The 23,831-nt window shown below is 60.4% G+C and carries 20 protein-coding genes; 8 read left to right on the top strand and 12 right to left on the bottom strand.

Features of this window, described 5'->3' with window-relative positions:
• Positions 1-121: 121 nt before the first annotated feature.
• The 3 genes from B0E50_RS02460 to B0E50_RS02450 all read left to right on the top strand — a co-directional run bounded on the left by B0E50_RS02460 (position 122) and on the right by B0E50_RS02450 (position 2,974).
• Positions 122-877 (top strand): class I SAM-dependent methyltransferase, encoded by a 756-nt coding sequence (locus B0E50_RS02460; RefSeq protein WP_254427152.1) that lies wholly within the window; start codon positions 122-124, stop codon positions 875-877.
• Positions 878-941: 64 nt separating this feature from the next.
• Complete coding sequence (locus B0E50_RS02455) at positions 942-1,739, top strand: ABC transporter permease (protein ID WP_077439489.1); 798 nt, start codon at positions 942-944, stop codon at positions 1,737-1,739.
• Entirely contained in the window at positions 1,739-2,974 is a 1,236-nt protein-coding gene (locus B0E50_RS02450) for an ABC transporter ATP-binding protein (protein WP_077439488.1), read from the top strand. Before B0E50_RS02455 ends, B0E50_RS02450 begins: the two co-directional genes overlap by 1 nt.
• Here B0E50_RS02450 and B0E50_RS02445 read toward each other — a convergent pair.
• The 5 genes from B0E50_RS02445 to B0E50_RS02425 form a co-directional block, all read right to left on the bottom strand.
• Positions 2,966-3,859 carry an NAD-dependent epimerase/dehydratase family protein gene (locus tag B0E50_RS02445; protein ID WP_077439487.1) on the bottom strand — a complete coding sequence of 298 codons (894 nt, stop codon included), beginning with the start codon at positions 3,857-3,859 and terminating at the stop codon, positions 2,966-2,968. The genes B0E50_RS02450 and B0E50_RS02445 overlap by 9 nt on opposite strands.
• Positions 3,843-4,877, bottom strand: coding sequence for a GDP-mannose 4,6-dehydratase (gene gmd, locus B0E50_RS02440; protein ID WP_077439486.1), 1,035 nt, complete (start codon positions 4,875-4,877; stop codon positions 3,843-3,845). The genes B0E50_RS02445 and gmd overlap by 17 nt, the downstream gene beginning before the upstream one ends.
• Before the next feature lie 89 nt (positions 4,878-4,966).
• A complete protein-coding gene (locus B0E50_RS02435) occupies positions 4,967-8,716 on the bottom strand; it encodes a glycosyltransferase (protein ID WP_168170790.1) in 3,750 nt (1,249 codons plus the stop codon).
• An 81-nt stretch (positions 8,717-8,797) separates the two neighbouring features.
• Positions 8,798-9,295, bottom strand: a complete 498-nt coding sequence (locus B0E50_RS02430) for a hypothetical protein (RefSeq protein ID WP_077439484.1) — start codon at positions 9,293-9,295, stop codon at positions 8,798-8,800.
• Between the two features lie 72 nt (positions 9,296-9,367).
• The gene (locus B0E50_RS02425) at positions 9,368-10,699 is read right to left on the bottom strand and encodes a glycosyltransferase family 4 protein (protein WP_168170789.1); all 1,332 of its coding nucleotides are present in this window, start codon (positions 10,697-10,699) and stop codon (positions 9,368-9,370) included.
• Positions 10,700-11,004: 305 nt separating this feature from the next.
• Between B0E50_RS02425 and rfbB the strand changes: the two genes are divergently transcribed.
• Genes rfbB through rfbD form a run of 4 tightly spaced genes read left to right on the top strand, consistent with a single transcriptional unit; the run spans position 11,005 to position 14,461 of the window.
• Positions 11,005-12,054 carry a dTDP-glucose 4,6-dehydratase gene (rfbB, locus tag B0E50_RS02420; RefSeq protein ID WP_077439482.1) on the top strand — a complete coding sequence of 350 codons (1,050 nt, stop codon included), beginning with the start codon at positions 11,005-11,007 and terminating at the stop codon, positions 12,052-12,054.
• 24 nt (positions 12,055-12,078) lie between these two features.
• On the top strand, positions 12,079-12,969 hold the full coding sequence (gene rfbA / locus B0E50_RS02415; RefSeq protein ID WP_077439481.1) for a glucose-1-phosphate thymidylyltransferase RfbA: 891 nt from the start codon (positions 12,079-12,081) through the stop codon (positions 12,967-12,969).
• Positions 12,966-13,523, top strand: a complete 558-nt coding sequence (gene rfbC, locus B0E50_RS02410) for a dTDP-4-dehydrorhamnose 3,5-epimerase (protein ID WP_077439480.1) — start codon at positions 12,966-12,968, stop codon at positions 13,521-13,523. The genes rfbA and rfbC overlap by 4 nt, the downstream gene beginning before the upstream one ends.
• Entirely contained in the window at positions 13,520-14,461 is a 942-nt protein-coding gene (rfbD, locus tag B0E50_RS02405; RefSeq protein WP_077439479.1) for a dTDP-4-dehydrorhamnose reductase, read from the top strand. The genes rfbC and rfbD overlap by 4 nt, the downstream gene beginning before the upstream one ends.
• Positions 14,462-14,707: 246 nt before the next feature.
• Here rfbD and B0E50_RS02400 read toward each other — a convergent pair whose 3' ends face one another.
• The 6 genes from B0E50_RS02400 to B0E50_RS02375 are packed head-to-tail and all read right to left on the bottom strand — an operon-like array spanning position 14,708 to position 20,666.
• Positions 14,708-16,237 (bottom strand): hypothetical protein, encoded by a 1,530-nt coding sequence (locus B0E50_RS02400; RefSeq protein WP_077439478.1) that lies wholly within the window; start codon positions 16,235-16,237, stop codon positions 14,708-14,710.
• Positions 16,238-16,239: 2 nt separating this feature from the next.
• On the bottom strand, positions 16,240-16,602 hold the full coding sequence (locus tag B0E50_RS02395; protein ID WP_077439477.1) for an EamA family transporter: 363 nt from the start codon (positions 16,600-16,602) through the stop codon (positions 16,240-16,242).
• Positions 16,599-17,300 (bottom strand): WbqC family protein, encoded by a 702-nt coding sequence (locus B0E50_RS02390; RefSeq protein WP_077439476.1) that lies wholly within the window; start codon positions 17,298-17,300, stop codon positions 16,599-16,601. The genes B0E50_RS02395 and B0E50_RS02390 overlap by 4 nt, the downstream gene beginning before the upstream one ends.
• A 3-nt stretch (positions 17,301-17,303) precedes the next feature.
• Entirely contained in the window at positions 17,304-18,956 is a 1,653-nt protein-coding gene (locus B0E50_RS02385) for an HAD-IA family hydrolase (RefSeq protein WP_077439475.1), read from the bottom strand.
• A complete protein-coding gene (locus B0E50_RS02380; RefSeq protein WP_077439474.1) occupies positions 18,947-19,687 on the bottom strand; it encodes a class I SAM-dependent methyltransferase in 741 nt (246 codons plus the stop codon). The genes B0E50_RS02385 and B0E50_RS02380 overlap by 10 nt, the downstream gene beginning before the upstream one ends.
• 1 nt (position 19,688) lies before the next feature.
• A complete protein-coding gene (locus B0E50_RS02375; RefSeq protein WP_077439473.1) occupies positions 19,689-20,666 on the bottom strand; it encodes a glycosyltransferase family 2 protein in 978 nt (325 codons plus the stop codon).
• A 278-nt stretch (positions 20,667-20,944) separates the two neighbouring features.
• Here B0E50_RS02375 and B0E50_RS02370 point away from each other — a divergent pair, with 278 nt between their 5' ends.
• On the top strand, positions 20,945-22,357 hold the full coding sequence (locus B0E50_RS02370; RefSeq protein WP_077439472.1) for a mannose-1-phosphate guanylyltransferase/mannose-6-phosphate isomerase: 1,413 nt from the start codon (positions 20,945-20,947) through the stop codon (positions 22,355-22,357).
• A 141-nt stretch (positions 22,358-22,498) separates the two neighbouring features.
• Here B0E50_RS02370 and rffA read toward each other — a convergent pair whose 3' ends face one another.
• Complete coding sequence (rffA, locus tag B0E50_RS02365) at positions 22,499-23,647, bottom strand: dTDP-4-amino-4,6-dideoxygalactose transaminase (protein ID WP_077439471.1); 1,149 nt, start codon at positions 23,645-23,647, stop codon at positions 22,499-22,501.
• Positions 23,648-23,831 lie beyond the last annotated feature (184 nt).

Below are 23,831 nucleotides of genomic sequence, written 5' to 3'. Positions count from 1 at the left end.
TCCTCGACCTGGCAACCCATTACCGAGATTCAGCATGTCACATTCCAACGACACTACTGCCGGATCTCAGGCAGATCCAGCTGCTCGCGAACCATCGCCAGTGGCACAGCCCGATGTCGAGATGAGACCGGGTAGCGGCTATGGCCTGGGCCTCAAGGATGCCGTGCTCAGCGGTTGGTTCCAGAACGACACCGATGAACTGTTCCGTGGCATCCATGTCGGAACGGACGACGTGGTCGTCGATGTGGGCTGTGGCGACAGCGGCAACGGCTTCTATTGCGCGCAACGAGGGGCGCATGTCATTGCCATCGACATCGATCCGAAGGTATTGGCCGTGGTCAAGTCCAGGATCGCGCAGATCGACCAGGCCCTGTGCACGACTCTTATCAGCGACGCCAACCCGCTGCCACTGGCGAACGAAACAGCCACTCGCGTGATCTGCACTGAAGTCCTGGAGCACGTGGAGGACCCGGATCAGTTGCTCGCCGAACTTTTTCGCGTTGGCAAGCCAGGCGCCCGCTATCTGCTGAGTGTGCCGGGCTCGCTCAACGAGAACATGCAGAAATGTGTCGCGCCACCCGAGTATTTCGAGCGACCGAACCACATTCGCATCATCGATCGGCAGCAGTTCGCGGATATGGTCACCCGCAGCGGCCTGGTCATCGAGGAACAGACCCAACACGGATTCTTCTGGTCAGTCTGGTGGGCGCTGTACTGGGCATGCGAGGTGGATCTTTCCAACCCCAGCCACCCGATACTGGACCACTGGACGGAAGCGTGGGAAGGCGTTCTGAAACTGCCACGTGGACACGAGTTGAAACGGCAACTGGACTCTTTCATGCCGAAAAGCCAGATCATCATCGCGTGCAAGCCATGATGCCGGGATGCTTGCCCGGAATTGCGCAATCATGGCGCAACCAAGCCACCGGATATGTAACCGCATGAGCATCAGCATTGCCCGCGCCCTGTGGACCTACCGCGGATTCATCCTCGGCAGCGTCAAGCGTGAATTCCAGTCCCGCTACCGCAATTCGCTGCTGGGGGCCGCGTGGACCGTGCTGCAGCCGCTGGCCATGATCACGGTCTACACCGTGGTGTTTTCCGAGCTGATGCGCACTCGTCTGGCAGGCATGGATGGACCCTACGCCTATAGCGTCTACCTGTGTGCCGGCCTGCTGACCTGGGGCCTGTTCGGCGAGATCCTTCAGCGCGGTCAGACTGTTTTCCTCGACAACGGAAACATGATCAAGAAGCTGAACTTTCCGCGCATCTGTCTGCCTGCGATCACCGTGATCAACGCACTGGTGAACTTCTCCATCACGTTCTCGATCTTTCTGGTGTTCCTGCTGTTGACCCACAGCTTTCCCGGCTGGGTGTTCCTGTATGCGCTGCCGGTACTGCTGGTGCAGGTCGCCTTCGCCACGGGGCTTGGCATTATCGCCGGCGTGCTGAACGTATTCTTTCGCGACGTCGGGCAGTTCGTGAATATCCTGCTGCAGTTCTGGTTCTGGTTCACCCCGATCGTCTATTCGACCGCTACCCTGCCGAAGTCGGTTCAGCCGTTGATCAAGCTCAATCCGATGACGCCGCTGGCAAATGCCTACCAGGGCATCTTCGTCTATCGGCAGGAGCCGGACTGGCATGCGGTGTGGCCGGTGGCAGTACTCGGAGCAGGCCTTTGCCTGATCGCGCTCCTGTTGTTCCGCCGGCGGGCGGGCGAAATCGTGGATGAACTCTGATGGGCGATATTCGTGTCGACGGCCTGGGCAAGGCCTACAAACAGTACGCCGGGCAATGGTCGCGTCTGGCGGAATGGATCATGCCGGTCGGCAAGCCACGCCACATCGAGCACTGGGTTCTGAAGGACATCAGCTTCCATCTGAAGGAGGGAGAGGCCGTCGGTATCGTAGGCTCGAATGGAGCTGGCAAAAGCACCCTGCTGAAGATGCTCGCCGGCACGGTGCGGCCGAGCTGTGGCGAGATCACCATCCGCGGCCGCGTGGCTGCGATGCTCGAGCTTGGCATGGGCTTCCACCCCGATTTCACTGGCCGCCAGAACGCGGTGATGGGCGGCCAACTGCTCGGCCTGTCGGTCGAGGAAATCATGCAGCTGATGCCGGAGATCGAGGCCTTCGCCGAGATCGGCGAATACATCGATCGTCCGGTGCGCACCTATTCCAGCGGCATGCAGATGCGGCTGGCCTTCAGCGTCGCCACCGCGCAGCGACCGGATGTCCTGATCGTCGACGAAGCGCTCTCGGTCGGTGACTCGTACTTCCAGCACAAGAGTTTCGAGCGCATCCGCACCTTCCGCCAGGCGGGCACCACCTTGCTGATCGTGTCGCACGACCGCTACGCGATCCAGACTGTCTGCGACCACGCGATCCTGATGGAAGCCGGTCGCATCCGCATGCAGGGACTGCCGGTGGAAGTGCTGGACTACTACAACGCCATGATGGCCGAGCGCGACCATCAGGCGATCCGGCAGATGCCTCTGGGCGACGGTCGTGTTGCCACGATCTCCGGAACCGGCGAAGCCTATATTGTCGACGTACAACTGGTTGATGGAAACGGCCGCCTGGCTGGCAATGTGGAAGTCGGTCAACCGGTACGCCTGCTGGCCACCGTGAGGGCACGTGAAGCCATACCACGGATGGTGCTGGGCTTCATGATCACGGACCGGCTGGGTCACTGCATCTACGGGATCAATACGCATCGACTGGATCAGCCGCTGGAGGATCTCCAGCCGGGCGAGGAGGCCACCTACTGCTTCAGCTTTCCGGCCAGGCTGGGCAAGGGCAGTTACTCCGTATCGCTGTCCCTGTCGCGGGAGGACTCGCACATCGACAAGAATTACGAGTGGCGCGACAATGCACTGATGTTCCACGTGGTCAACACCCGGCAGGAAAATTTCGTCGGCTGCAGCTGGCTCGACGCCAGCGTGGAGATCACCCGCCACCCTCGATCAGGGTGACTGATACATCCAGCGCAGGGTATCCATGAGGACATGCTGCGGCAGCGCTCCGACACGGGACTGCAGCAACGCCGGATTACCCTCGAGGCGCCGCACTTCGTTGTCGCGCACAAAGGCTGGGTTCACTCTGATCTCGATGCTGTAGCCCGCTATATCCGCCATCATCGCAAGTACTTCGCGCAGCGAATGGCTCACGCCAGAGCAGATGTTGAAAGTATCGGCATCGCTGCGAGTTTCGAGCAGTCGGCGATACACCCAAGCCACGTTGCGCACATCCATGAACTCGCGCCATACGTCCAGGTTGCCGAGTTCGATGTACTGCCCGCCGCGACGAAAATGCCCGACGATCTTCGGAATGAGAAAACGCTCGTCCTGGCCCACACCGGTGTAGTTGAATGGTCGCGTGAACACCAGCGGCAGGCGCGCGGCCCAGGTTCTCGCCATGTACTCCATTGCCACCTTGCTGACCGCATAGTCGTTGGTCGGAGACAACGGGGTACCTTCATCCAGTGAACCACCAGCATTGCCATACACGTTGGCGCTGCTTGCCAGCACCACGATTGATGGCGGCACCTTCAGGTCGGCAAGTGCCGAGAGCAGGTGCCTTGTTCCAATGACATTGGTCCGGTAGATCGAATCGATATCGTCGTGCGCGACGAATGCAATTGCCGCCAGATGGATCACCGCCGATGGCTGGATGCGCTCCACCGCCGCACGCACAGCATCGGCGTCAAGCAAGTCGGCATGCTCTTGGTTTGCCTCTGGGGATGGCAAGCCATGGACTGCATAGCCTGCGCGCGCAAGTTCCGCGGCAACATGGCGGCCGGTGAACCCGTCGAGCCCGGTGACCAGCACCCGGCGTGCGGTCTCAGAAGGAGAAGCCATGCTCGTTCCTGCGCAGGTCGGCCTCGACCATCATCCGGCACAGCGATTCCAGTGACGTTTGCGTGGCCCAGCCCAGCCTGGCCTTTGCCCTGCCGGCGTCCCCGATCAACAGGTCCACCTCGGCAGGCCGCTGGAAACGCGGATTGATGCGCACCCTGGTCCTGCCAGTCCGCGTATCCACGCCACGCTCTTCATTGCCGCTGCCTTGCCAGTCGATTTCCACATCGATCGCTGCAAAGGCCAGACTGGCGAAGTCACGCACGCTCTCGGTGCGCTGGGTGGCCAACACGTAGGTTTCCGGTTCGTCGGTCTGCAGCATGCGCCACATGCCGTCGACATACTCCTTGGCATAGCCCCAGTCGCGTCGCGCGTCGAGATTGCCGAGTTCCAGCACATCAAGCTTGCCCAGCCGGATCTTTGCCACCGTATCGGTGATCTTGCGTGTCACGAACTCGCGGCCACGCAACGGCGATTCATGGTTGAACAGGATGCCACTGGCTCCGAAGAGGCCATAAGACTCCCGATAATTCACCGTGATCCAGTGTGCGTAAAGCTTGGCCACGCCATAGGGGCTGCGAGGGTGAAACGGCGTCTCCTCGCACTGCGGCACAGCCTGCACCTTGCCGAACATCTCTGAGGTGGATGCCTGGTAGTAGCGGATGGATGGATCGACTACCCGGATCGCCTCGAGCAGGTACAGCGCGCCCAGGCCGGTAATCTGGGTGGTCGTTACCGGCTGGTCGAAGGACACGCCGACGAAACTCTGCGCCGCGAGATTGTAGACCTCGCTGACCTGGTATTTTTCCAGCAGACGGATCGCCGCCCCCATGTCGGTGAGATCGAACTCGACCAGTTCGAGTTGCGGATGTTCGTAAATGCCAAGTTCCTGGATACGCCAGAAATTGGTCGAACTGGTGCGCCGGTAGGCACCCACCACGCGATATCCCTTGTGCAGCAGAAACTCCGCCAGGTAGGCACCATCCTGCCCGGTGATGCCCGTGATCAATGCTGCCTTCATGCTTGGTCCTGCATACGGTCGAGTATCTACATGCTACGGGCAAGCCGGCATCTGTCAAAGAGCATTGCGTGGCGACCCTGGATATCCGGTCAGGAAGAACTGGTGCGACTGCCTGGCTGCCATGGCTGCAGCCACTGCACATGGGCCTTATCACGCAGCAAATCCCAGATTCGGGCGGTCGTGTCCTGCCAGCTGAGAGCGATATCAGCCTCAGGCCTGCATGCAGACCGGTCTGCTGTCATGGCATGGCGCAGCACCCCGACCAGACTGTCAGGATTGTCACCATCGAAATAGCTGGCGAACGATGAAGCGACTTCACGGAACACCGGGATGTCCCGCGCAATCACCGGCACGCCTCGTCGGGCTGCTTCGACCAGCGGCAGGCCGAAACCTTCTGCCTCTGAGGCGGCGACCAGTGCGCATGCACTGTCGTAGATTTGCTCCAGGTATTGGTCGCTGGCCTGCTCCACCCAGATCAGCCGCGTGCCGGCCTGCGGATGCCTGCGCATGCGGGCGGAAAGATCCGAAGACATCCAGCCCTCGCGTCCAACCACCACGAGATTCGCTTCCACGCCCTCAGCCCACAGCCGCTCGAATGCATTCAGCACCAGGGCATGCCCCTTGCGGGGCTCGATCGTGCCGACCATCAGGAACGACGGCAACGCACGCAATCGTGTCAGCAATTGTGCCGCATCCTTGGGCAGCCCCGCGCTCGGCAACGTCGATGCAGGATCGTTTCCCGGGTAGAAATAACCCAGCCCCAGTGCACCGGGACGGAGAGGCGGCTGCTCGTCGAACCAGCGACGCACATCATCGGCAACACTCCGCGATATGCACAACAGGCCGTCCGCATAGCGGCCGATGCAGTGCAGCCAGCTTGCGTGCATCACGGCAATCCCGTCCGGAAACCATTGCGGCTTGCGCACCGGCAACAGGTCATACACCACGAACAGCATGCGCACGCCACGCACACGCCACGCATCAAGCAACGCCGTACTGGCAGGTAGCATATCGGCGACCCAATCCAGTCCGAGTAGGATATCCCCCGCACGCGGGTGAACTTCCTCCTCCGGTAGATCGGCCGGCGGATGCGCCAGCACGTGCAGGCCGTAATGAAGTGCATGTACATAACGACCGCCTTCCAGCCGCACCGGTTCGATCCGGTACTCCATCTGGTCAAGCCGCAAAAGCCCAGACAGGACACCACGCACGACTCGCTCGATGCCTGTATGCAGATCACTGCCTGCGGTTGCGGTCACATCGACATATAGGCAAGGCCGATCCAGACGCGGCTGGTTTGCCGCCAGCATCGATCGCGCCTCGTGCCAGGCCTGATCGCCTGGCGCGAACCCTGTCCCGGTTCGCTGCAAGCTGGCCAATACGCGCAGATTCTCGGCACCGGGCGCGCTTTCGACGAAATGCTCGATGGCATCGCGATATCGCAATGCAACATCGACCGGATGATGCTGCTGACTGATCAAGCGAGCTGCATTGGCAGCGAGCGTGGCCCGCAGCTCACCATCATTCCTCAATGATTCGAGCGCAGCCACCAATTCTGTATCATCGAAGTGATCGTCGATCCCGAGTACCGCATCCTCCGGCAGTTCCACTGCCGTCCCATGCCTGTTGACGATCAGAGGCAGGCCGTGGGCAAGCACGTCGAATACCGCTGCAGACGTTTCACCACGCGAATCCGTACGCAACTGCACCACTGCGTCGGCCGCAGCCAGGTAGTCGGCGTAGCTGTCCGGGCTGACGAACCCGGTGATGCAGATACGCCCTGCGCTCCTGGCCGCCTCGATGGTTGTGCTCAACGCCTTGCCGTAATCACCACCATGGTTCTCGCCGACGAAAATCAGACGGCAGCCTGTATCCGCCGCCAGGGATGAACGCGACCATGCCTCCAGCAGCCGATGATTCAACTTGGTCGGCGCCAGCATGCCGAAGCTGCAAACGACGAAATCATCTGGCCCGATGCCCAGAAGGCGACGTGCATGCCGCCTGTCGCCGCATGTTTGCCCCTTCGGGAACGGCACGACTGCAAACTTGCCGGCAACTATCGGACCGTAATGCAATCGTGACTGTCGAACCGCATAGTCCGAATGCACGATCACGCCCAGCGCCTGGCCGATGACGTCCCGATTGACCGGCCACGTGTCGAGTGTGGATGGCCGACCACGGCGCAGATCATGCAGCAGGCCAGCAAAGCCATGGCTGTCATGCAGAAGGCGCAGGAAATCATCCGGCTCGCCGACATGCTCGGCCATCCAGTTCCGCGCCGCACCAAGCCATGAATCATGCAGGACTACCACTCCCGGATGCCGTTGCAGCATTCCGAACATGTGCGCGTGAAATGGCGAATTGCCGAAGTGGTAGAGAATGCGCTCGCTGGAATCTGCGTGTTCAAGAAACCAGCGCGGCGAACGGATTGGAAAATTCGCCGCCACCCATGGATCGGTAACCTCGGGTTGATCGACGACCACCTCGATGTCGTAATGACTCGCCAGCTCGCGCAGCAGTCGAGCGCTGTAATCGGCGATACCCGAACGTACCGGAGGCAACGGCGACACATAGGTCAGTCGCGGACGCACGCGATGCGCACGGAATTTCGTCAGTCCAACCTGTGCCTGCCTCTCGATCGCAGCCAGTGCTCTGCGGGCACTGGACGGCCATGTGAACTGCCGTGTCTGGACCTGTGCATGCGCGCGCAGGCTTTCGACAAAGCCGGTATCCGCAAGCACGGCGTGCAATTTCTCTGCGATGGAGCTGCGGCTGCGCGGATCGAAAAGCGCGTCGGGCCTGCCGATGACTTCAGGCAGGCTGGCGGTATTGGAACCGATGACAGCCGCGCCACAAGCCATCGCCTCCAGGGGTGGCAGACCCAATCCTTCGTGCAGCGATGGCGCCACGAACAGGGTGCAGCTGGAATACAGCCGCATCAATTCCTCATCGCTCAGCGTACCGGTGAAGATCAGGCTGTCATCGGCCACACGGTGCCTGCGCCCGATTCTGTGCAAGTGCTTTCTCGTCAATTCGTCGCAACGGCCAGACAGCACAAGCGGATGCTGCCTGCGCATGGCCACGGGAAGCTCCGCATAGGCCTCGATCAGCGTGTCGACATTCTTGTGCGTGTCATAACCACCCGCATACAGGACGAATCCCGGCCGCAGCCGCCAGTCCGTCGCCCAGCGTGCCCAACATGCCTCGTCCACCGGCACCCGTCCGAACACAGGGTCGGCCGCACCGGAAACCACGACTACGTCTTCATCCCGGACGTGCAGGCATTCGATGGCCTCGCGTCGCGACGAGTCCGAAATTGCCAACAGCAGCCCGCAACGCTTGAGCAACCCCAGCCGCTGGTAATACCACCGGCGATAAGCCGGATCGTGCAGATACCGTTCCGGATATACCAGCGGGATCAGGTCATACAACGTGGCGACGTGGCGATGATCGTCGGCGCCCGTGCCCAGCGTCACGGTGGAGTTGTCCCCCCAACCCTCGAACAGGCTGCTATGCCAGATGCAGTCCGCCCGCAAACCCGCATAGAAGCCGGCCTGAGCCGCGATGGCAACCTGCATGCGCCCGTGGTTTCCCGGAAGGCAACCGGCAATATTGTCAGGCAGTTCGTTGATGAGTACTCGTTCGCGCGGGATCAACCCCTCGAACTGCATGAGCAGGCTGGCAGAAGATTCATCCTGGCGCCCGTTCAGGGCCAGCCACAGTTCGTGATGCGCGGCAGCCTCATTCGCGAATGCCTTCGCCATCGACAAGCTGTAACGACCGATGCCGCGATGACGGCTGTTCGATTGCGCACCCTGGAGATCCAGCACGATTTTCATCGGCGCACCCGGAACCTGCGCAGGACGCATCCCGTGCTGCCGATATTGCACTTGGTCAGGATCGACCTGTGCTCAAACTGCTCAACCATGTGGATACAACCTGGAACGAAGACGCGCATGCAGGCCGGGCACCAGTCTCGCGAGCACTCTCGCAACCCGACGCAGCAGAGGCACCCGCAGCATGGCACGCAGCAATCCACCGATTCGTCGCCGGGCCGACACAACTTGCATGGACAGCATCCGCAATGGCCGGGTCATGCGCCACGAGCGACTCCCCAGCAGCGCCGCCTGTGCGCTCTCGTATTCCATGCGCATCCTGGCATGCACCTGTGCGAGGTCCGCAAGTCGATCGCCCAGCTCGCGAATCTGCTGCAGCTGACCGTCTCTCGCCACCAGCGACTCGCGGTAATCATTCTGCAGCGAGTCGAGACGCTCGCGCACGACGGAACAATCATGCTCGACCTCTACCAGTCGGCTCAATCTCTGGGCCGCAAGCCAGTGCCAGTCAAGCGGGGCCGATACCGCGCCCGCAGTGGACACTGCGGCTTGATCGGCCGAAACAGCATGGTGTTCTTTCATAGTTCAATCCAATTCATTGGCTCAACCACTGCTCCATGCAAAGCCGGCGATTCGGCATGTGCGCCTGGTTGTTCATCCATTCCATGACGGCGCCTCATGCGCCATGTTCGCATCAGGCATGCTCATCCCGTTCGCGCCATTCAGGCGGAATCGCTGCACCAGCACATTCATGCAGGCCTCCACGGAAAAGTCTCGTGCCATGTCACGTGCCGCCTGCCTGCCCAGGCTGCTTGCCAGTTCGCGATCCTGATACAACGCATGCATGTAATGCGCGGCATGCCGGAAATCCGGGTCGGCCCAATGCTGACCCTCGGCATGTGGATACTCACCATGCCGCACGGCGATCATCCGGTAGTCCACCAGACAACTGTTGTCCTTCGTCATGAACTCCATGTTGCCCGAGTAAGCCGTGGCCACCACCGGCTTGCCCATGTGCATCGCTTCGGCGATACCCAGCCCGAAACCCTCGCAACGATGCAATGACACATATACGTCGATACAGCGATGCAGTGCCTGCAAGTCGCTGCGCTCCAGCATGTCATCACGCACCTTGATGCGGCGGTCGCGCGCTGCGACACCGAGCAACTCCATCATCAGCGTGGCATTGCGATCACCATTGCCCGACTTGATCAGCAAGGTGACTTTTTCATCCCCTCGCGGAAATGCCGCTCGGAAGGCTTCGATGACGGCATACGGATTCTTCCTGGCTATCGCCGAATTGAAGTCGAACGAGCAGAAAAAGACATAGTCGTCGTCGCGCAATCCAAAATGACCACGCTGCAGGCCGCTGTCGCTGCCTGACATCAAAGGCACCGGGACACGCGTAACCGGCTTGTTGCAGACCCGGCGCAATGACTGCTCCACGAAGGCAGACGAAACCATGATCTCGTCGACTTGATCGAGTGCATGCAACCAGTCTTCCGGAAATTTCTCGAGCTCCCAGAACCAATAGCCTATGACGTGACGGTCACCGCCATGGCGCACGCCTATGCTGTGCAGCGTATCTTTCCAATGGTCGGGGTTGACGAAGATGAGGTCCTGCGTGAACGAGGATGCTGTCCTTACGTGAGGCGCCAGCGTCTGGTCACGACGATCATGTGGAATATCGATGTCCACATCATGCAGCGACACCGGGTAGCCGGAAACAAGCAAGGCATTGGCATAAAGCCGCGCACACTCACCCAGTCCGAGCCAGCGGGAAAGGTAGCCGTACAAATTGACTCCCTGGTCGCATTCGACAGCCGGCGTCCCCGTGCGGACCGCCAGGCCGGCCGCCGTCCCCGTGGCGGAATGCTGCCAATCGCCCGTGCGCTGAAATCCGAGCCCCTGCCGAGCCGGCCTTTCCAGCACGCCACGCACCCATTGTCGGATCGGGACAGGAATCCGCAGGCGGATTGCGGTCAAGCGTGAGCTCGACAATGCCCGTATGAGAAAACCCCGCAACGTCGGACTGAGCATTTTCAGGTTTGGAACCGACACAGCCACCTCGGGTATTTCGACGTACGTGTTTCAGTCATGTGGTTCGCAAACAACGCGTTTCGACGGTCGGGTGCCCATACGTCGCAGGATCATGCGGCAGCACACGGATCGGGTCAGGGATGCCGGCAAATCAATGGCATACATGAACGCATACGTGGAGCCGGATAGCGCATGCTGACACTCTCCCAGCGCTCTATGACAGAATACTTTGGATTATTCCGGAGTTATACATGAAGACATGGCTGGTCACCGGCGGAGCCGGTTTCATTGGCGCCAATTTCGTGCTGCAGGCAGTAGCCGATGATCTGCGCCTCATCAATCTGGACAAGTTGACCTACGCCGGCAATCCGGACACGCTCGCCTCGCTCGTCGGCAACGACCGCCACATCTTCGTGCAGGGGGATATTGGCGACCGTACGCTGGTAGCGAAGCTATTGTCCGAATACCGCCCGGATGCCATCGTCAATTTCGCCGCCGAATCGCACGTCGACCGCTCGATCGATGGCCCGGCCGCCTTCATCGAGACCAATGTGGTCGGCACGCTGGGTCTGCTCGAATGCACCCGCGACTACTGGCGCGGCCTCGAAGGCGCCGCACGCGACGCCTTCCGCTTCCTGCATGTCTCCACCGACGAGGTGTATGGCTCGCTGGGCGCCGAGGGCAAGTTCACCGAGGCTACGCCGTACGCACCGAACTCGCCCTATTCTGCCTCGAAGGCCGCCTCCGACCATCTGGTACGCGCGTTCCACCATACCTACGGCCTGCCGGTACTGACCACGAATTGCTCGAACAACTACGGGCCGTACCAGTTTCCGGAAAAACTCATCCCGCTGATCATCCAGAAGGCCTTGGCCGGCGAACCGTTACCGGTTTATGGCGATGGCCTGAACATCCGCGACTGGCTGTTCGTGGGTGACCACTGCAGCGCGATCCGACGTGTGCTCGAGGCCGGCCGCGTTGGCGAGACCTACAACGTGGGCGGCAACGCCGAGCGCGAGAACATCACCGTGGTGAAGACCATCTGCGCGCTGCTTGATGCGCGCCGGCCGCTGGCCGATGGGCGCACGCGTGAATCACTGATCACCTATGTCAAGGATCGCCCCGGTCACGACCGGCGCTACGCCATCGACTCGCGCAAGTTGCAGGATGAACTGGGTTGGCGTCCGTCGCAAACCTTCGAAAGCGGCATCGCGCAGACGGTGGACTGGTATCTCGCGAACCAGTCATGGACCAAGCGCGTACTCGACGGCAGCTATCGCATGGAGCGTCTCGGCTCGTAAAGCCGAGATCATCAGGATTCGATCATGAGTCACACACAGAAAGGCATCATTCTCGCCGGTGGTTCCGGCACCCGGCTTCACCCGATCACCCGCGCGGTCAGCAAGCAGCTGCTGCCCGTGTACGACAAGCCGATGATCTATTACCCGCTGGCCACGCTGATGCTGGCCGGCATTCGCGAAGTGCTGGTGATCAACACGCCGCATGAGCAGGAGATGTTCAAGCGCCTGCTCGGTGACGGTTCGCAATGGGGCATCGACATTCGCTACGCCGTGCAGCCCTCACCGGATGGCTTGGCGCAAGCATTCACCATCGGACGCGATTTTGTCGGCGGCCAGCCCAGCTGCCTGGTCCTGGGCGACAACATCTTCTACGGCGTCGGCCTGACCGAACGTCTCAAGCGTGCTGCCGCGCGCGAACACGGTGCCACCGTGTTCGGCTACTGGGTGAAGGATCCGGAACGCTACGGCGTTGCGGAATTCGATGCTGCCGGCCAGGTCATCGGCCTGGAGGAAAAACCGTTCAAGGCGAAATCCCATTACGCGGTCACCGGCCTCTATTTCTACGACGGCCGCGTCTGTGATTACGCAGCGGCGCTGAAACCCTCGCCTCGCGGCGAGCTCGAGATCACTGATCTGAATCGCTGCTACCTGGATGACAAATCGCTGCACCTGGAGCAACTCGGCCGCGGTTTCGCCTGGCTGGATACCGGCACCCACGAATCACTGATGGAGGCCGGCAACTACATCGAAACGATCGAGAACCGCCAGGGCCTCAAGGTATGCTGCCCGGAGGAGATTGCCTACGTCAATGGCTGGATCGACGCCGAGCAGTTGCTGGCGCTGGCCGCACCACTGGCCAAGACAGGTTATGGCCAGTACCTGCAGCAACTCACGACACAAGGCCATGTGCGATGAAAGTGATTGAAACCGCATTGTCCGGCGCACTGATCATTGAACCGCAAGTGTTCGGCGATGCCCGCGGCTTCTTCTACGAGAGTTACAACAAGGGCAAGTGGCAGCAAGCCGGCATCCGGGCCGACTTCATCCAGACCAATGTCTCGCGCTCAGCCAAGGGCGTGCTGCGCGGCCTGCATTACCAGTGGCCGAACCCGCAAGGCAAGCTGGTCAGCGTGCTCGAAGGCGAGGTGTATGACGTGGCGGTGGACATCCGTCGCGGCTCGCCCACGTTCGGACAATCGGTCGGCGTGATGCTGACCGCCGACAACCATCGCCACTTCTGGATACCGGAAGGTTTCGCGCACGGCTTCTGCGTGTTGTCGGAGTTCGCCACGTTCACCTATCAGTGCACCGCGCTTTACGACGCCAAGGCCGACGCCGGCATCCGCTGGAACGACGCCGACCTCCGCATCGACTGGCCGTTGGGCGAGCCGCTGCTGTCGGAAAAAGACAGCAAGGCACCCTTGCTGAGGGATGTTGAGTCCGATCGCCTGCCGGTGCTCCAGGCGTGAAGATCCTGTTGCTTGGCGCCAACGGCCAACTGGGCCGAACCTTTGTCGACCACGGAGGCCTGGCCACTCGAGGCGACCTGATCATGGTTACGCGCGACGGCTCCTTCGGCGGTACTGATGGCAGCTGCGAGGTTTCGAATCTTGCCGAACCGGCGACGCTTGCTGCCCTGCTCGATCGCGTAAAGCCGGATGTCGTCATCAATACCGCCGCCTATACCGCCGTCGACCGTGCCGAACAGGAAGAGGAATTGGCCACCCTCGTCAACGGTGAGGCCGTCAGCGTACTCGGCAGCTGGGCCAAGGTGCATGGCGCGTTGATCATCCACTATTCGACCGACTACGTCTTTGATGGCAGTCAGTCACGGCCGTATGCCGTCAACGATCCCACCGGTCCGTTGGGAGCTTATGGCCGCAGCAAACTCGCCGGCGAACGAGCCCTGCACGACAGCGGCGCGGACCATCTGATCTTCCGCACCGCCTGGGTCTATGCCGCGCACGGTCAAAATTTCCTGCGGACCATGCTGCGCGTGGGAGCGGAACGTGAAGAGCTGCGAGTGGTCGCCGATCAGCACGGTGCGCCGACCAGCACGACGGTCATCGTGGAGGGCACACTCGCGGCTCTCGACCGCTGGTTGTGCAGCGACAAGACGGCGCGCACTTCACTTCAGGGTGTGCATCATCTCGTGGCAAGTGGCGCCACGACCTGGCATGGGTTCGCCACCTCCATCTTCGATGGAGCCGTGCAGCAACGGATCGTGGAACGCGCCCCTCGCATTACCGCGATCAGCACCGCCGAGTTTCCCACGCCTGCACGTCGACCCGCATGGTCGGTACTCGACAACGCCGGTTTCGCCGAGAACTTTGGTTTCCAGCCCCCTGCCTGGCAGCAGGGTCTGGAGGATGTCTTGTGCAAGCTTTCAGCTAGTTCCGCGAAATAGCCCGGCGCCATTCGAATAGAGGGTTGCGCAGATCATCAATGGCTTGCCATCGATCTGCGCCATCAACGTCAAGGCGTCGGACTGTATGACCTTTGCCCCGACTGGTACCAAGTGGCGCCGATCAGGTACCAGCTCAGCGGGGGCCAGTGACAAACGAATCACTGGAGTTGAGATTCCCGGTTTCCTGTGAACAAAATCAATTGCCCCTGATACTTCGCGCCAATCTTGCCCTTCACGAAAAGCAGCTCACTCACCGCGAACATATTGCTCAAGCCCCAGGCCCCCAGACTCTTTCCGCCGAAAATGCTCCTGGATGAAGCGATAGGTCAACGGATGAGTCACCGGATAAGCCAGACTCTTGCGTCCATCGAGTGGGCCGGTGGAAATCATGATCGAGTCAACCGGTGAACTCGACAGGCGAGAGATCTCGTGAAGTTCAAACGAGGCCTTCCGGGGAAACAGCGGATAGATTTCCCAGATCGGCGATTTTTCATTCAACACCGCGAGCAGACCGGGATAGTAGGGCAACGCAAACACCAGGCCATGAACCTGCGCTGCCTCGTCCAGCATGCGTGCAGCCCCCTTATCGACCATCACCGTGTCGCCCTGCACGCGCACTGCCTCGAGTTGCGACGCATGATGAAGCGCCCAACGAGGCTGCAGTGGGACGGCTACCGGCAGAGATATCAACAGCAGGACGGCGACAGTGACGTATTTGCCAGCGTTGCGGCGCCATGCGAGCGACGCTGCGGCCAGAGCAAGCGCCAGAAAGGGAAGAATCGCCTGCGCCATATGAGGGGCGTCAGCACGCGAAAATGCCACGTTGGCATACGGCACGGCGAGCGTCCATGCCGCCATGAACAGGCTTGCCGTGGGGCCTGCATCGCGTGGCATTCGACGCAGCAGAAAAACAGCGCCAGCCACCAATGCCATCGGGATGACAACGAACAAGAAGCCCAGAGTCAGTTGCGGAAGTGCAGTACCGACACTCGACGCCGCACCGATCCATGGCCACGGGATCGGCAAGGGCAGATTGGTTCCGCCATACTCGAACAGCAAGTAGTGCAGCACGCTTTCTTCAGCACCCAGGTAACCTGGTACGAAGCTCGCTGCGAGAAGGACCGGACTGTAGCCGGCTAAAACACCACCTGCCCAGCACAGCAGCCACTTCAGTCTCACAACCACCCGATCACGGTAGTACAACAGCGCCATGGCGAGCACGGTGGCAACCACGCCATACATGCCGTGATTCTGTCCGATCACCGCGGCGACCCCCACCGATAGACCAAGCTGGAAGTAACGGGTTGCATCCGGTTTGCGGAAGAGCCGGTACAGGCATAGCAGCAGGAGAGCACAGATGGCGATATCGAAAGTCTTGTGCCGCGGCACCATCCAGAGAGTAAAGAGCACAGCCACTGGCAACAGTTGCCAGAACCGCGACATGCGCCACGCTGAGCCAACCACGCCGGTCGCCAGCGCGACGCCCATGGCCGCGATCACGGCAAGCCCCGCGCGCAGTGCGAGGATGCCATGCGCCTTGAATGCCAGAAGCGCTGCGGTCAGGTAGTAGCGCCCCAACTCATAAGACATGAAGTCGCGTAGAGGTACGTCGCCGGCCATGACGCGTTGTACGCCATACCAGAGATAACCCTCGTCATGCAGGAAGTCACCGAATGCCCGATTGAGTCGATAACTCAACCAGGCCAGCGACGCGGCCAGAATGGCGGACACCACCGCAGCGCGCCGTATCGACCAGCCCCCCTCCCCAAGTTGCATGCTCAGACTCGACTCGTCAAAAGAAGGCCTGCGATCACCAGCACGAGACCAGCCATCTTGGAGGTGGTCAATGACTCACCGAAAAAGGGGATCGCAAGAAGGCCGACAAGGACGAAATTCAAGGCCATGAAAGGGTAGATTTTGCTCAAAGGAAAGCGCGAGACAGCCACGATCCAGCAAGCCGAGGCGAGAAAGGCAGCAATCAGCCCGCTCAAAACCCATGGACGCAAGAACATCTGCAGCACGTACAGGAGCAACTCCCGGCCACCAGCGGGCGAAGGCGGGGCGAGACTGGTCTGCCACTTCAGAACCAATTGCCCAAACACGGTAAGGATGATGGTGAGTGCGACGAACAGGTAACTCATCGTTTTGCCCCCTCACGCCAACCCCAGAGATAGTAGGGTGCGTCTGGCCCGGTGTTGAACAGGACATCCAGTACCGATACCGCGTGCTCGAATGGTGGATAGGGTTGATCGTACGTGGGATACCCCGAGTAGTCCTTGTATTCGAGTGCTATCCCGGCCGCCTTGAAGCATTCGTCGTCGATATAGTCCCTGGCTGCGGGACCGGACAGGTAGCTGGTGGCACCGCTCTGCCTGACCATATCGAGCAATCGCTCAAGCTTGCGGCCACTGACGGTGAACTGGCGGGAATCCATGAACTCGGTTGTGATGCCCAGGCAATCGGTGGCTATCGTGCGCGTCAGCCATTGATTCATTTCAGACAGGTTCTTCCAATGACGCCCACGATAGAACTCCTCGAACAGCGCTCGGTACAGGCCGAAGTAGGGAGCCTTGGAATAGCTGTGCAAGAGTGATTTCCAGTGACTCTCCTGCCACTTGGGACTCTCCATTTCCACTTCGTGGATGAGCCGGCTGGTATCGGAGCCGACAGGGACAGTGAGCCACATGAGCCCATCCTTGGACTTGATGCGGTTGCGCGAACGCCAATCCCTGCTGGTGAACTGGACGTCATCCAGAAAGATAAAGGTATCCACGTCATGGATGATGTCGAAATAGCCCTTCCATGGAATGTAGTTCGACTGAATGCTCGCAACCCTCACGGATTACTTCTCCTTGTTGATGCGCGCCAGCCGGAGCGCCAGCGGAAGCACACGAAGATCAGCGGCGATCCAGATGTTCGCGCTGGCGGCAGGCGCCACCAGATCGAGCAATTCGCGGTTCAATCGGTAACGTCCTCCCGGGCGATCGACCAGGAGGCACGATCGCCATCCCGCCTGCGTCGACCCGAGTGCATCCCTGGCCGGATTATCACCCACCATGAGCAGTCGTCCAGCGGACATGCCCAAGCCGGATGCCACTGCATCAAACGGCGCCCGCGCCGGCTTTTCCCCGCCATGTTCACGACTGAACACCAGCAGATCGAAAGCCTTGGCAAGCTCTCCGCAAGCAGCCAGTTTGGCGCGTTGCCCGGTGGGCGGATTGTCCGTGAGAAGGGCCAGCTTCAGACCTTGCGCATGCAACTCGCGCAGAACATGGGCCACTTCAGGGAAAACATGCGCGGTTTCCGGAGTGACGGAGCGATAGGCTTCCAGAAGGTGTTCATGCAGTGAATCATCACCTAGACGGTCGACGATGACGTCAATCAACCGTGCATGCTCTCCCTGCTCCAGCGCGATATAGGTTTGCAGCAGCAGCGTTTGTGTTTCGACCCGGCCCTCGAGACGTGCCCCCGCCAGTCGCATCCGGTCGAAAATCCAGCGTTTGTGATCGATCAGGGTGTCATCCAGATCAAACACCACGCCGCCGATGCTTCCCGGCTCGAAGAGCGGGATAGCCTGCCGTGCCAGCGAGCGCACCGTTCGGACAGGCCGCAGCGAATGCATCGCAGGCCCACCAAGCAGGAAGGCCACCAGATTGTTTCCTTCTGCCAGCGCATGCGCACTGGAGGTTCCATGCCGAGGATTGATATCGGAGACGAAATACCCTGCGCCGGGAGTTCGCAGTATTTGCACATTGAAGAGCCCGCAAGCTCCCCGTTCTAGTAGCCATTGCACCAACTGGTCCAGCAACGGCGCCGCAGCACGATCATTATCCGAGTCGCTCACGACAGCAAAGCCACTCGATGTGCGCACGCGCCTGCGCATGGTCAGAGGGGACGCACGCCCTTGAAAGTCGACGGCAAAGTCGATGGATAACTCATCGAAGGAATCCAGCCACGACACCCAGACATGTGAACTGGACAGGGGCTCGACATCGTCGGACCTCAAATCGGCAGGCGTCCGCAAGACCATTGCCTCCCTTCCGCCCCAACCTGCTCGTGGGCGACCAAACAGCGGGAAGGCTGCATCCAGCCTGAGATCCATGCGGCGCTGAACGGCAATGCCGGACTCTTCCAGTGCGGAATACAGCGCCCGTTTGTCCAGCAGTACATCGAGCAATGCCGACGGGCAGACCGCCGTTCGCGCACCGGCTTCCAGCAAGCTTGGCCCGAGCAGGGCCAGGCGCCGCAACTCGCGCTGGGTAGCAGGGATGACCAGGCTGATGCCCTCGGTTCGAACCAGGTCAATCAGAAACTCATCGAAGGTGACAGCATCAAGCGCCGGCGCGACCACGTAGCGATCCGCATAAAGCTCCCCCACCGCGTCGCAGGTGCTGTCGACCACGACCACCCGTGCACCCGGCATGGCGTGAATTGCCTCAATAATTCCCTGCCCCTGGAAACCTCCGCCCGCGATCAGCGCGACGGTCAGCGACATGACCGGGCTTCCAGGAAAATGGCGTTGCAGATGTCGGGGAGATCAAACCCCACCTCGTCCATCGCGCGCAGGATCTCCGGGGAGAGATTCATCGATGCGAGCTGTGCCGTGGTCAGCGGCTTCAACATCAAGCCTGCGCGCCCAACAACCTGCAGACCGCATTCGGTCATCAATGCCGTCAACGAGTCAGGATCGAAATAGCGCCGATGACCCAGCGCGAGATCGGCAGGGCTGAGATTGTGCACATCTGATAGAAGGCCGGCTTGATGACCAATCATTCGATGCAATGAGTGCGCATTGGGAACAGCAACCATCAACCTGCCGCCAGGTGCCAGGAACTTCGCGAAACGGCGCAATACCAGCGCGGGGTCCACTACATGTTCAAGAACAAAGCCCATCTCGATAACGTCGAAAAGGCTGTCCGTGGCAAAGTCCTCGAAGAAGGAATGCTCAAGCCTCACATAGGCTGGCGGCACTACCTCTTTCTGGAACATTTCGATGATGCTCGCCGAACCTTCGACAATCACGTACTCGCGAAGTCGACCGGCGAGTGCGTCAAGCAGTCCCTGCACGGTTACACGATGACCCACACCGAGACTGAGTAGCGAAAATTTCTGCAGGTCCCGGGTTCGCCGGATCATCTGTACCAGACCGGCGCGCAGCAGCCGAATGTTGTCATCGAAAAACTCGAATCCCGGTGCGTAGGCCGTACTGTCCTGGTCGATCAACATGTCATTTGGGTTCAATGGGGGATTGCTCGATATGTTTCACGATGTAAAGCGGCCGCTGCTGGGTCTGTACGAAAATGCGGCCAACATAGATACCGATTATCCCCAGCCCGATCATCATGATCCCGAAAAACGCGGTGAGCAGAGCGACGATTGTGGGAAACCCGACCAGGGTCGACCCGGGATCAATCAACTTTCGCAGGACGACATAAGCGGCGTTGACCAGGGAGCAAAGCAGCGCGACACCGCCGATCCAGAGGCTTGCATACAGCGGCTTGGCCGAAAATGAGGTAACCGCCTGGACAAGCAAACTCAGCCGCTTGCCCAGCGTGTACGAAGAGACACCTGCACGGCGCGTCTTCACCACGGGAATGCCCAATTGAAGGAAGCCAGCCCAATACATCATGCCAGCCAGAAAGACATTGCGGTCGCCAAGGCAAAGAAGCGCTTCCACGTAACGCCGGTTCATCAGTCGTTCGGTAACGACGCTTGGAGGTACGGCGGTATCGCTCAGGCGATTGAAAGCCGACCAGAACAAGCTTCCTCCCCTGCGCTCAAGCCAACCGCCCTTGCGCTCCTGCTGGTAGCCATACACTACATCGGCTTGCGTCTCGCCCATCTTCTGCCAGAGGTCACCGAGGAACCCCGGCGACACTTCCAGGTCACAGTCGACAAGAAACACTCGATCTCCCCGCGCATGCGCCATGCCGGCAATCGCGGCTTGGTGGTGGCCAAAATTGCGTGACAATTCGACCAGCCGGATATTCGAACGCTCCCGACAAAGCTGTCGGACCCAGCTGGCCGAGTCGTCTGGCGAGCCATCGTCTACAAAAACGAATTCAACCGATGAAATACCGAGACCGCCCAGGACCTCATCGCATAGCCTGACAAATTCACTCAGGAACGGACGGGACTTGTACAGGCAGGTGACAATGCTCAGCGCGCATGCGTTGCCCACTTGCTCTACGCCACTGGCAGACATAAGAATCTCTATTGCGAGCGTTGATGGTGAAAGCGGTCAAAACAAATGGACAGAGGTCGGTGAGTTTAGCTCAAGGGTCATCGGCGCAGCCATCCCGATCCGGCTTGAACTCTTCGCCCACCATTGCCTGCGGTCGCAGGATGCATGCCAGATGGACAGACAAGCTCAAGTCCGCCCAGAATGGATCGATGGCATAGGATCATGTCGTTCAACAAGCACCAGCGACAAGACGTCTGATGCAGACAGCCCTCGCCAACTATTGAAGGACATCGCAACTGATGCTCACACCCCTCATCCTAAGCGGCGGCAGTGGTACGCGGCTGTGGCCCGTATCGCGCAGAAACCTGCCCAAGCAGTTCCTCGCACTGGCCGGCCAAGGCACCTTGTTCCAGCAGACCATCGCGCGTGCTCAGCAACTTCCGCTGGTGGCGGCACCCATCGTCGTGGCGAGCGAGGACCACCGCTTTCTGGCTGCCGACCAGTTGCTTGAGGCCGGAATCAAGGACGCTACCATTGTGCTTGAGCCGTTGGCCCGGAATACGGCTCCGGCGATTGCACTCGGTGCCTTGCAGGCGTTGCAGCGCGACGCTGACGCCACCCTCCTGGTGCTTCCCGCCGACCACTTGATCGGCGACACCGAAGCGTTCGTCGACGCCGTGAACAAAGCGCTTCCGCTGGCTGCAGAGGGCTGGCTGGTCACCTTCGGTATCCGCCCCGAGCGTGCCGAAACCGGTTTCGGCTATATCCGGCGCGCCGCGGCGATCGACAGCAACGGCTTCCGGGTAAGGCAGTTCGTCGAGAAGCCGGACCTGGCGACGGCACAAGCCTATGTTGCCCACGGCGACTATGACTGGAACTCGGGCATGTTCCTGTTCAGGGCATCCCGTTACCTGGAAGAATTGGCTGAGCACGCGCCAGCCATGCTCGCTGCTGTGCGCGCGGCCCACGCAAAAGCCTCGGGCGACCTGGACTTCGTGCGCATCGACCACGACGCCTTCGCGACCGTGCCTGACGACTCGATTGACTATGCAGTGATGGAAAAGACCGCCCGCGCTGCGGTGATTCCGGTCAGTTGCGAATGGAGCGACATCGGCTCGTGGTCCGCCCTGTGGCTGACCGGTGACAAGGATGCACAGGGAAATCTTCTCGAAGGCGACACGCTCGCTGTGGATACGCACAACTCGCTGCTGCGCTCGCACGAGCGCCACCTGCTGGCCACGATCGGTGTCGACGACCTCATCGTGGTGACTACACCCGACGCCACCCTGGTGGCGCATCGCGACGCCGCGCAGGACGTCAAGAAGATTGTCGAAACGCTGAAGGCTGCCGGCCGCAGCGAGCATTCGATCCACCGCGTGGTGCATCGCCCGTGGGGCAACTATGACTCGATCGAGGCTGGCGAGCGGTTCCAGGTCAAGCGTATCCGGGTCAAGCCCGGCGCGAGTCTGAGCCTGCAAAAACATCACCATCGGGCGGAGCACTGGATTGTCGTTTCGGGTACGGCGGAAGTCACCTGCGACGACAAGACGTTTTTGCTTGGTGAAAACCAGAGTACCTACATTCCGCTAGGCAGCAAGCACCGCCTGCGTAATCCCGGCAAGGTATCGCTGGAGCTGATCGAGGTACAGTCAGGCAGCTACCTTGGTGAAGACGACATCGTGCGCTACGACGACGTTTACGGTCGCGCCTGACTCCCTCAGTCGAGCCGGGCCCGATCACTTAGACCGAATGGTCTCGGTTCTTGAGCAGTTCGCCATCTGATACCGAACCGCTTCGGCATCAGATGGCATTCTCTTTCAACGGACGCCCCGGAATCAGCCCGACCTGGCGAGTCAACCAGCAAGCTTGATGGCGCTCGTCAACACGCTGAGCACCCTTTGCTGGTGCGCCTCCGTCAGCCCCATCCACAGAGGCAGCCGAATCAGCTGTTCCGACTGACGGTTCGTCACCTCCAGCGATCCATGTACCCGGCCATGACGTTGCCCGGCCGGCGACGAATGCAGCGGTACGTAATGGAACACGGACCCAATGTCGTTGCGCCTGAGTTCGTCCAGTACCTTCTGCCGGTTGATCTGCGGTGCAAGCAGCACATAATACATATGAGCATTGTGCTGGCAGTCGACCGGCACGATATGGCGTCGAAGAACACCAGCGTCCTCCAGCGGCTCCAGTATCTCGTGATAATGCCGCCAGCTGGCCAGGCGCGATTGCGTGATTCGATCCGCTTCCTCAAGTTGCGCCCATAGGAACGCCGCAATGAGCTCACCCGGAAGGAACGACGACCCCACCTCCTGCCACGTGTACTTGTCCACTTCACCTCGGAAGAAGCGGCTTCGATCCGTACCTTTTTCCCGGATGATTTCGGCGCGGAGGGCCAGCTCCGGATCATTCACCAGAAGCGCCCCACCCTCGCCCGAGATCACGTTCTTCGTCTCGTGGAAACTGAAGGCGCCAAGGTCACCAATGCCGCCCAATGCGCGCCCTTTATAGCTGGACATCACGCCCTGTGCCGCATCCTCCACCACCTTCAGGCGGTAGTGCCGGGCGATCGTCATGATCGTATCCATCTCACACGCCACGCCGGCATAGTGAACAGGGACAATCGCCCTCGTACGTGGAGTGATGGCCGCCTCGATCAACCGTTCATCCAGGTTCAATGTATCTTCGCGGACATCCACGAAAACCGGCACACCGCCCCGCAGCACGAATGCATTCGCCGTCGACACGAAGGTGTAAGACGGCATGATGACCTCGTCGCCTGGCTGGATATCCAGCAACAAGGCGGCCATCTCCAGGGCAGCCGTGCAAGAGTGGGTCAGCAGCGCTTTGGTGCTACCGGTGCGCTCTTCGAGCCAGCCGTGGCAACGCTTGGTAAACGGGCCGTCACCTGCCAACCGGCCGCCGAAATGGGCCTCGGCTATGTAGTACAGCTCCTTTCCCGTCATATACGGCCAATTGAAGGGGATATGGCTCTCTTTCATTTCGTCGACACTCCATCAGCGCCCTACGACGCCTCTTGCGCCAAACTGGGATCCAAGCAAGGCAAGCAGAAACAACCTGAAAATGTGCGCATCCCAAGCTGTCGGATTGCGAGCCGACCCGTCGCACATTGCCTGGAAACAACACATCCTGAAACACGAAATTGACTACCGCGGTGTCGGCGGA

Source organism: Rhodanobacter sp. C01 (assembly GCF_002001045.1).
GTDB lineage: Bacteria > Pseudomonadota > Gammaproteobacteria > Xanthomonadales > Rhodanobacteraceae > Rhodanobacter.
The sequence above is the reverse complement of the archived record's forward strand: the minus strand, read 5'-3'. Positions and strand labels throughout refer to the sequence as shown.

Coding starts and splice junctions, on each gene's coding strand:
- rfbC (WP_077439480.1), top strand. CDS start 12,966: ATGAAAGTGATTGAAACCGCATTGTCCGGCGCACTGATCATTGAACCG.
- rfbA (WP_077439481.1), top strand. CDS start 12,079: ATGAGTCACACACAGAAAGGCATCATTCTCGCCGGTGGTTCCGGCACC.
- B0E50_RS02400 (WP_077439478.1), bottom strand. CDS start 16,237: ATGCAACTTGGGGAGGGGGGCTGGTCGATACGGCGCGCTGCGGTGGTG.
- B0E50_RS02395 (WP_077439477.1), bottom strand. CDS start 16,602: ATGAGTTACCTGTTCGTCGCACTCACCATCATCCTTACCGTGTTTGGG.
- B0E50_RS02380 (WP_077439474.1), bottom strand. CDS start 19,687: ATGTTGATCGACCAGGACAGTACGGCCTACGCACCGGGATTCGAGTTT.
- B0E50_RS02375 (WP_077439473.1), bottom strand. CDS start 20,666: ATGTCTGCCAGTGGCGTAGAGCAAGTGGGCAACGCATGCGCGCTGAGC.
- B0E50_RS02460 (WP_254427152.1), top strand. CDS start 122: ATGAGACCGGGTAGCGGCTATGGCCTGGGCCTCAAGGATGCCGTGCTC.
- rfbB (WP_077439482.1), top strand. CDS start 11,005: ATGAAGACATGGCTGGTCACCGGCGGAGCCGGTTTCATTGGCGCCAAT.
- B0E50_RS02435 (WP_168170790.1), bottom strand. CDS start 8,716: ATGAAAATCGTGCTGGATCTCCAGGGTGCGCAATCGAACAGCCGTCAT.
- B0E50_RS02455 (WP_077439489.1), top strand. CDS start 942: ATGAGCATCAGCATTGCCCGCGCCCTGTGGACCTACCGCGGATTCATC.
- B0E50_RS02445 (WP_077439487.1), bottom strand. CDS start 3,859: ATGGCTTCTCCTTCTGAGACCGCACGCCGGGTGCTGGTCACCGGGCTC.
- B0E50_RS02370 (WP_077439472.1), top strand. CDS start 20,945: ATGCTCACACCCCTCATCCTAAGCGGCGGCAGTGGTACGCGGCTGTGG.
- B0E50_RS02385 (WP_077439475.1), bottom strand. CDS start 18,956: ATGTCGCTGACCGTCGCGCTGATCGCGGGCGGAGGTTTCCAGGGGCAG.
- gmd (WP_077439486.1), bottom strand. CDS start 4,877: ATGAAGGCAGCATTGATCACGGGCATCACCGGGCAGGATGGTGCCTAC.
- B0E50_RS02430 (WP_077439484.1), bottom strand. CDS start 9,295: ATGAAAGAACACCATGCTGTTTCGGCCGATCAAGCCGCAGTGTCCACT.
- B0E50_RS02450 (WP_077439488.1), top strand. CDS start 1,739: ATGGGCGATATTCGTGTCGACGGCCTGGGCAAGGCCTACAAACAGTAC.
- rffA (WP_077439471.1), bottom strand. CDS start 23,647: ATGAAAGAGAGCCATATCCCCTTCAATTGGCCGTATATGACGGGAAAG.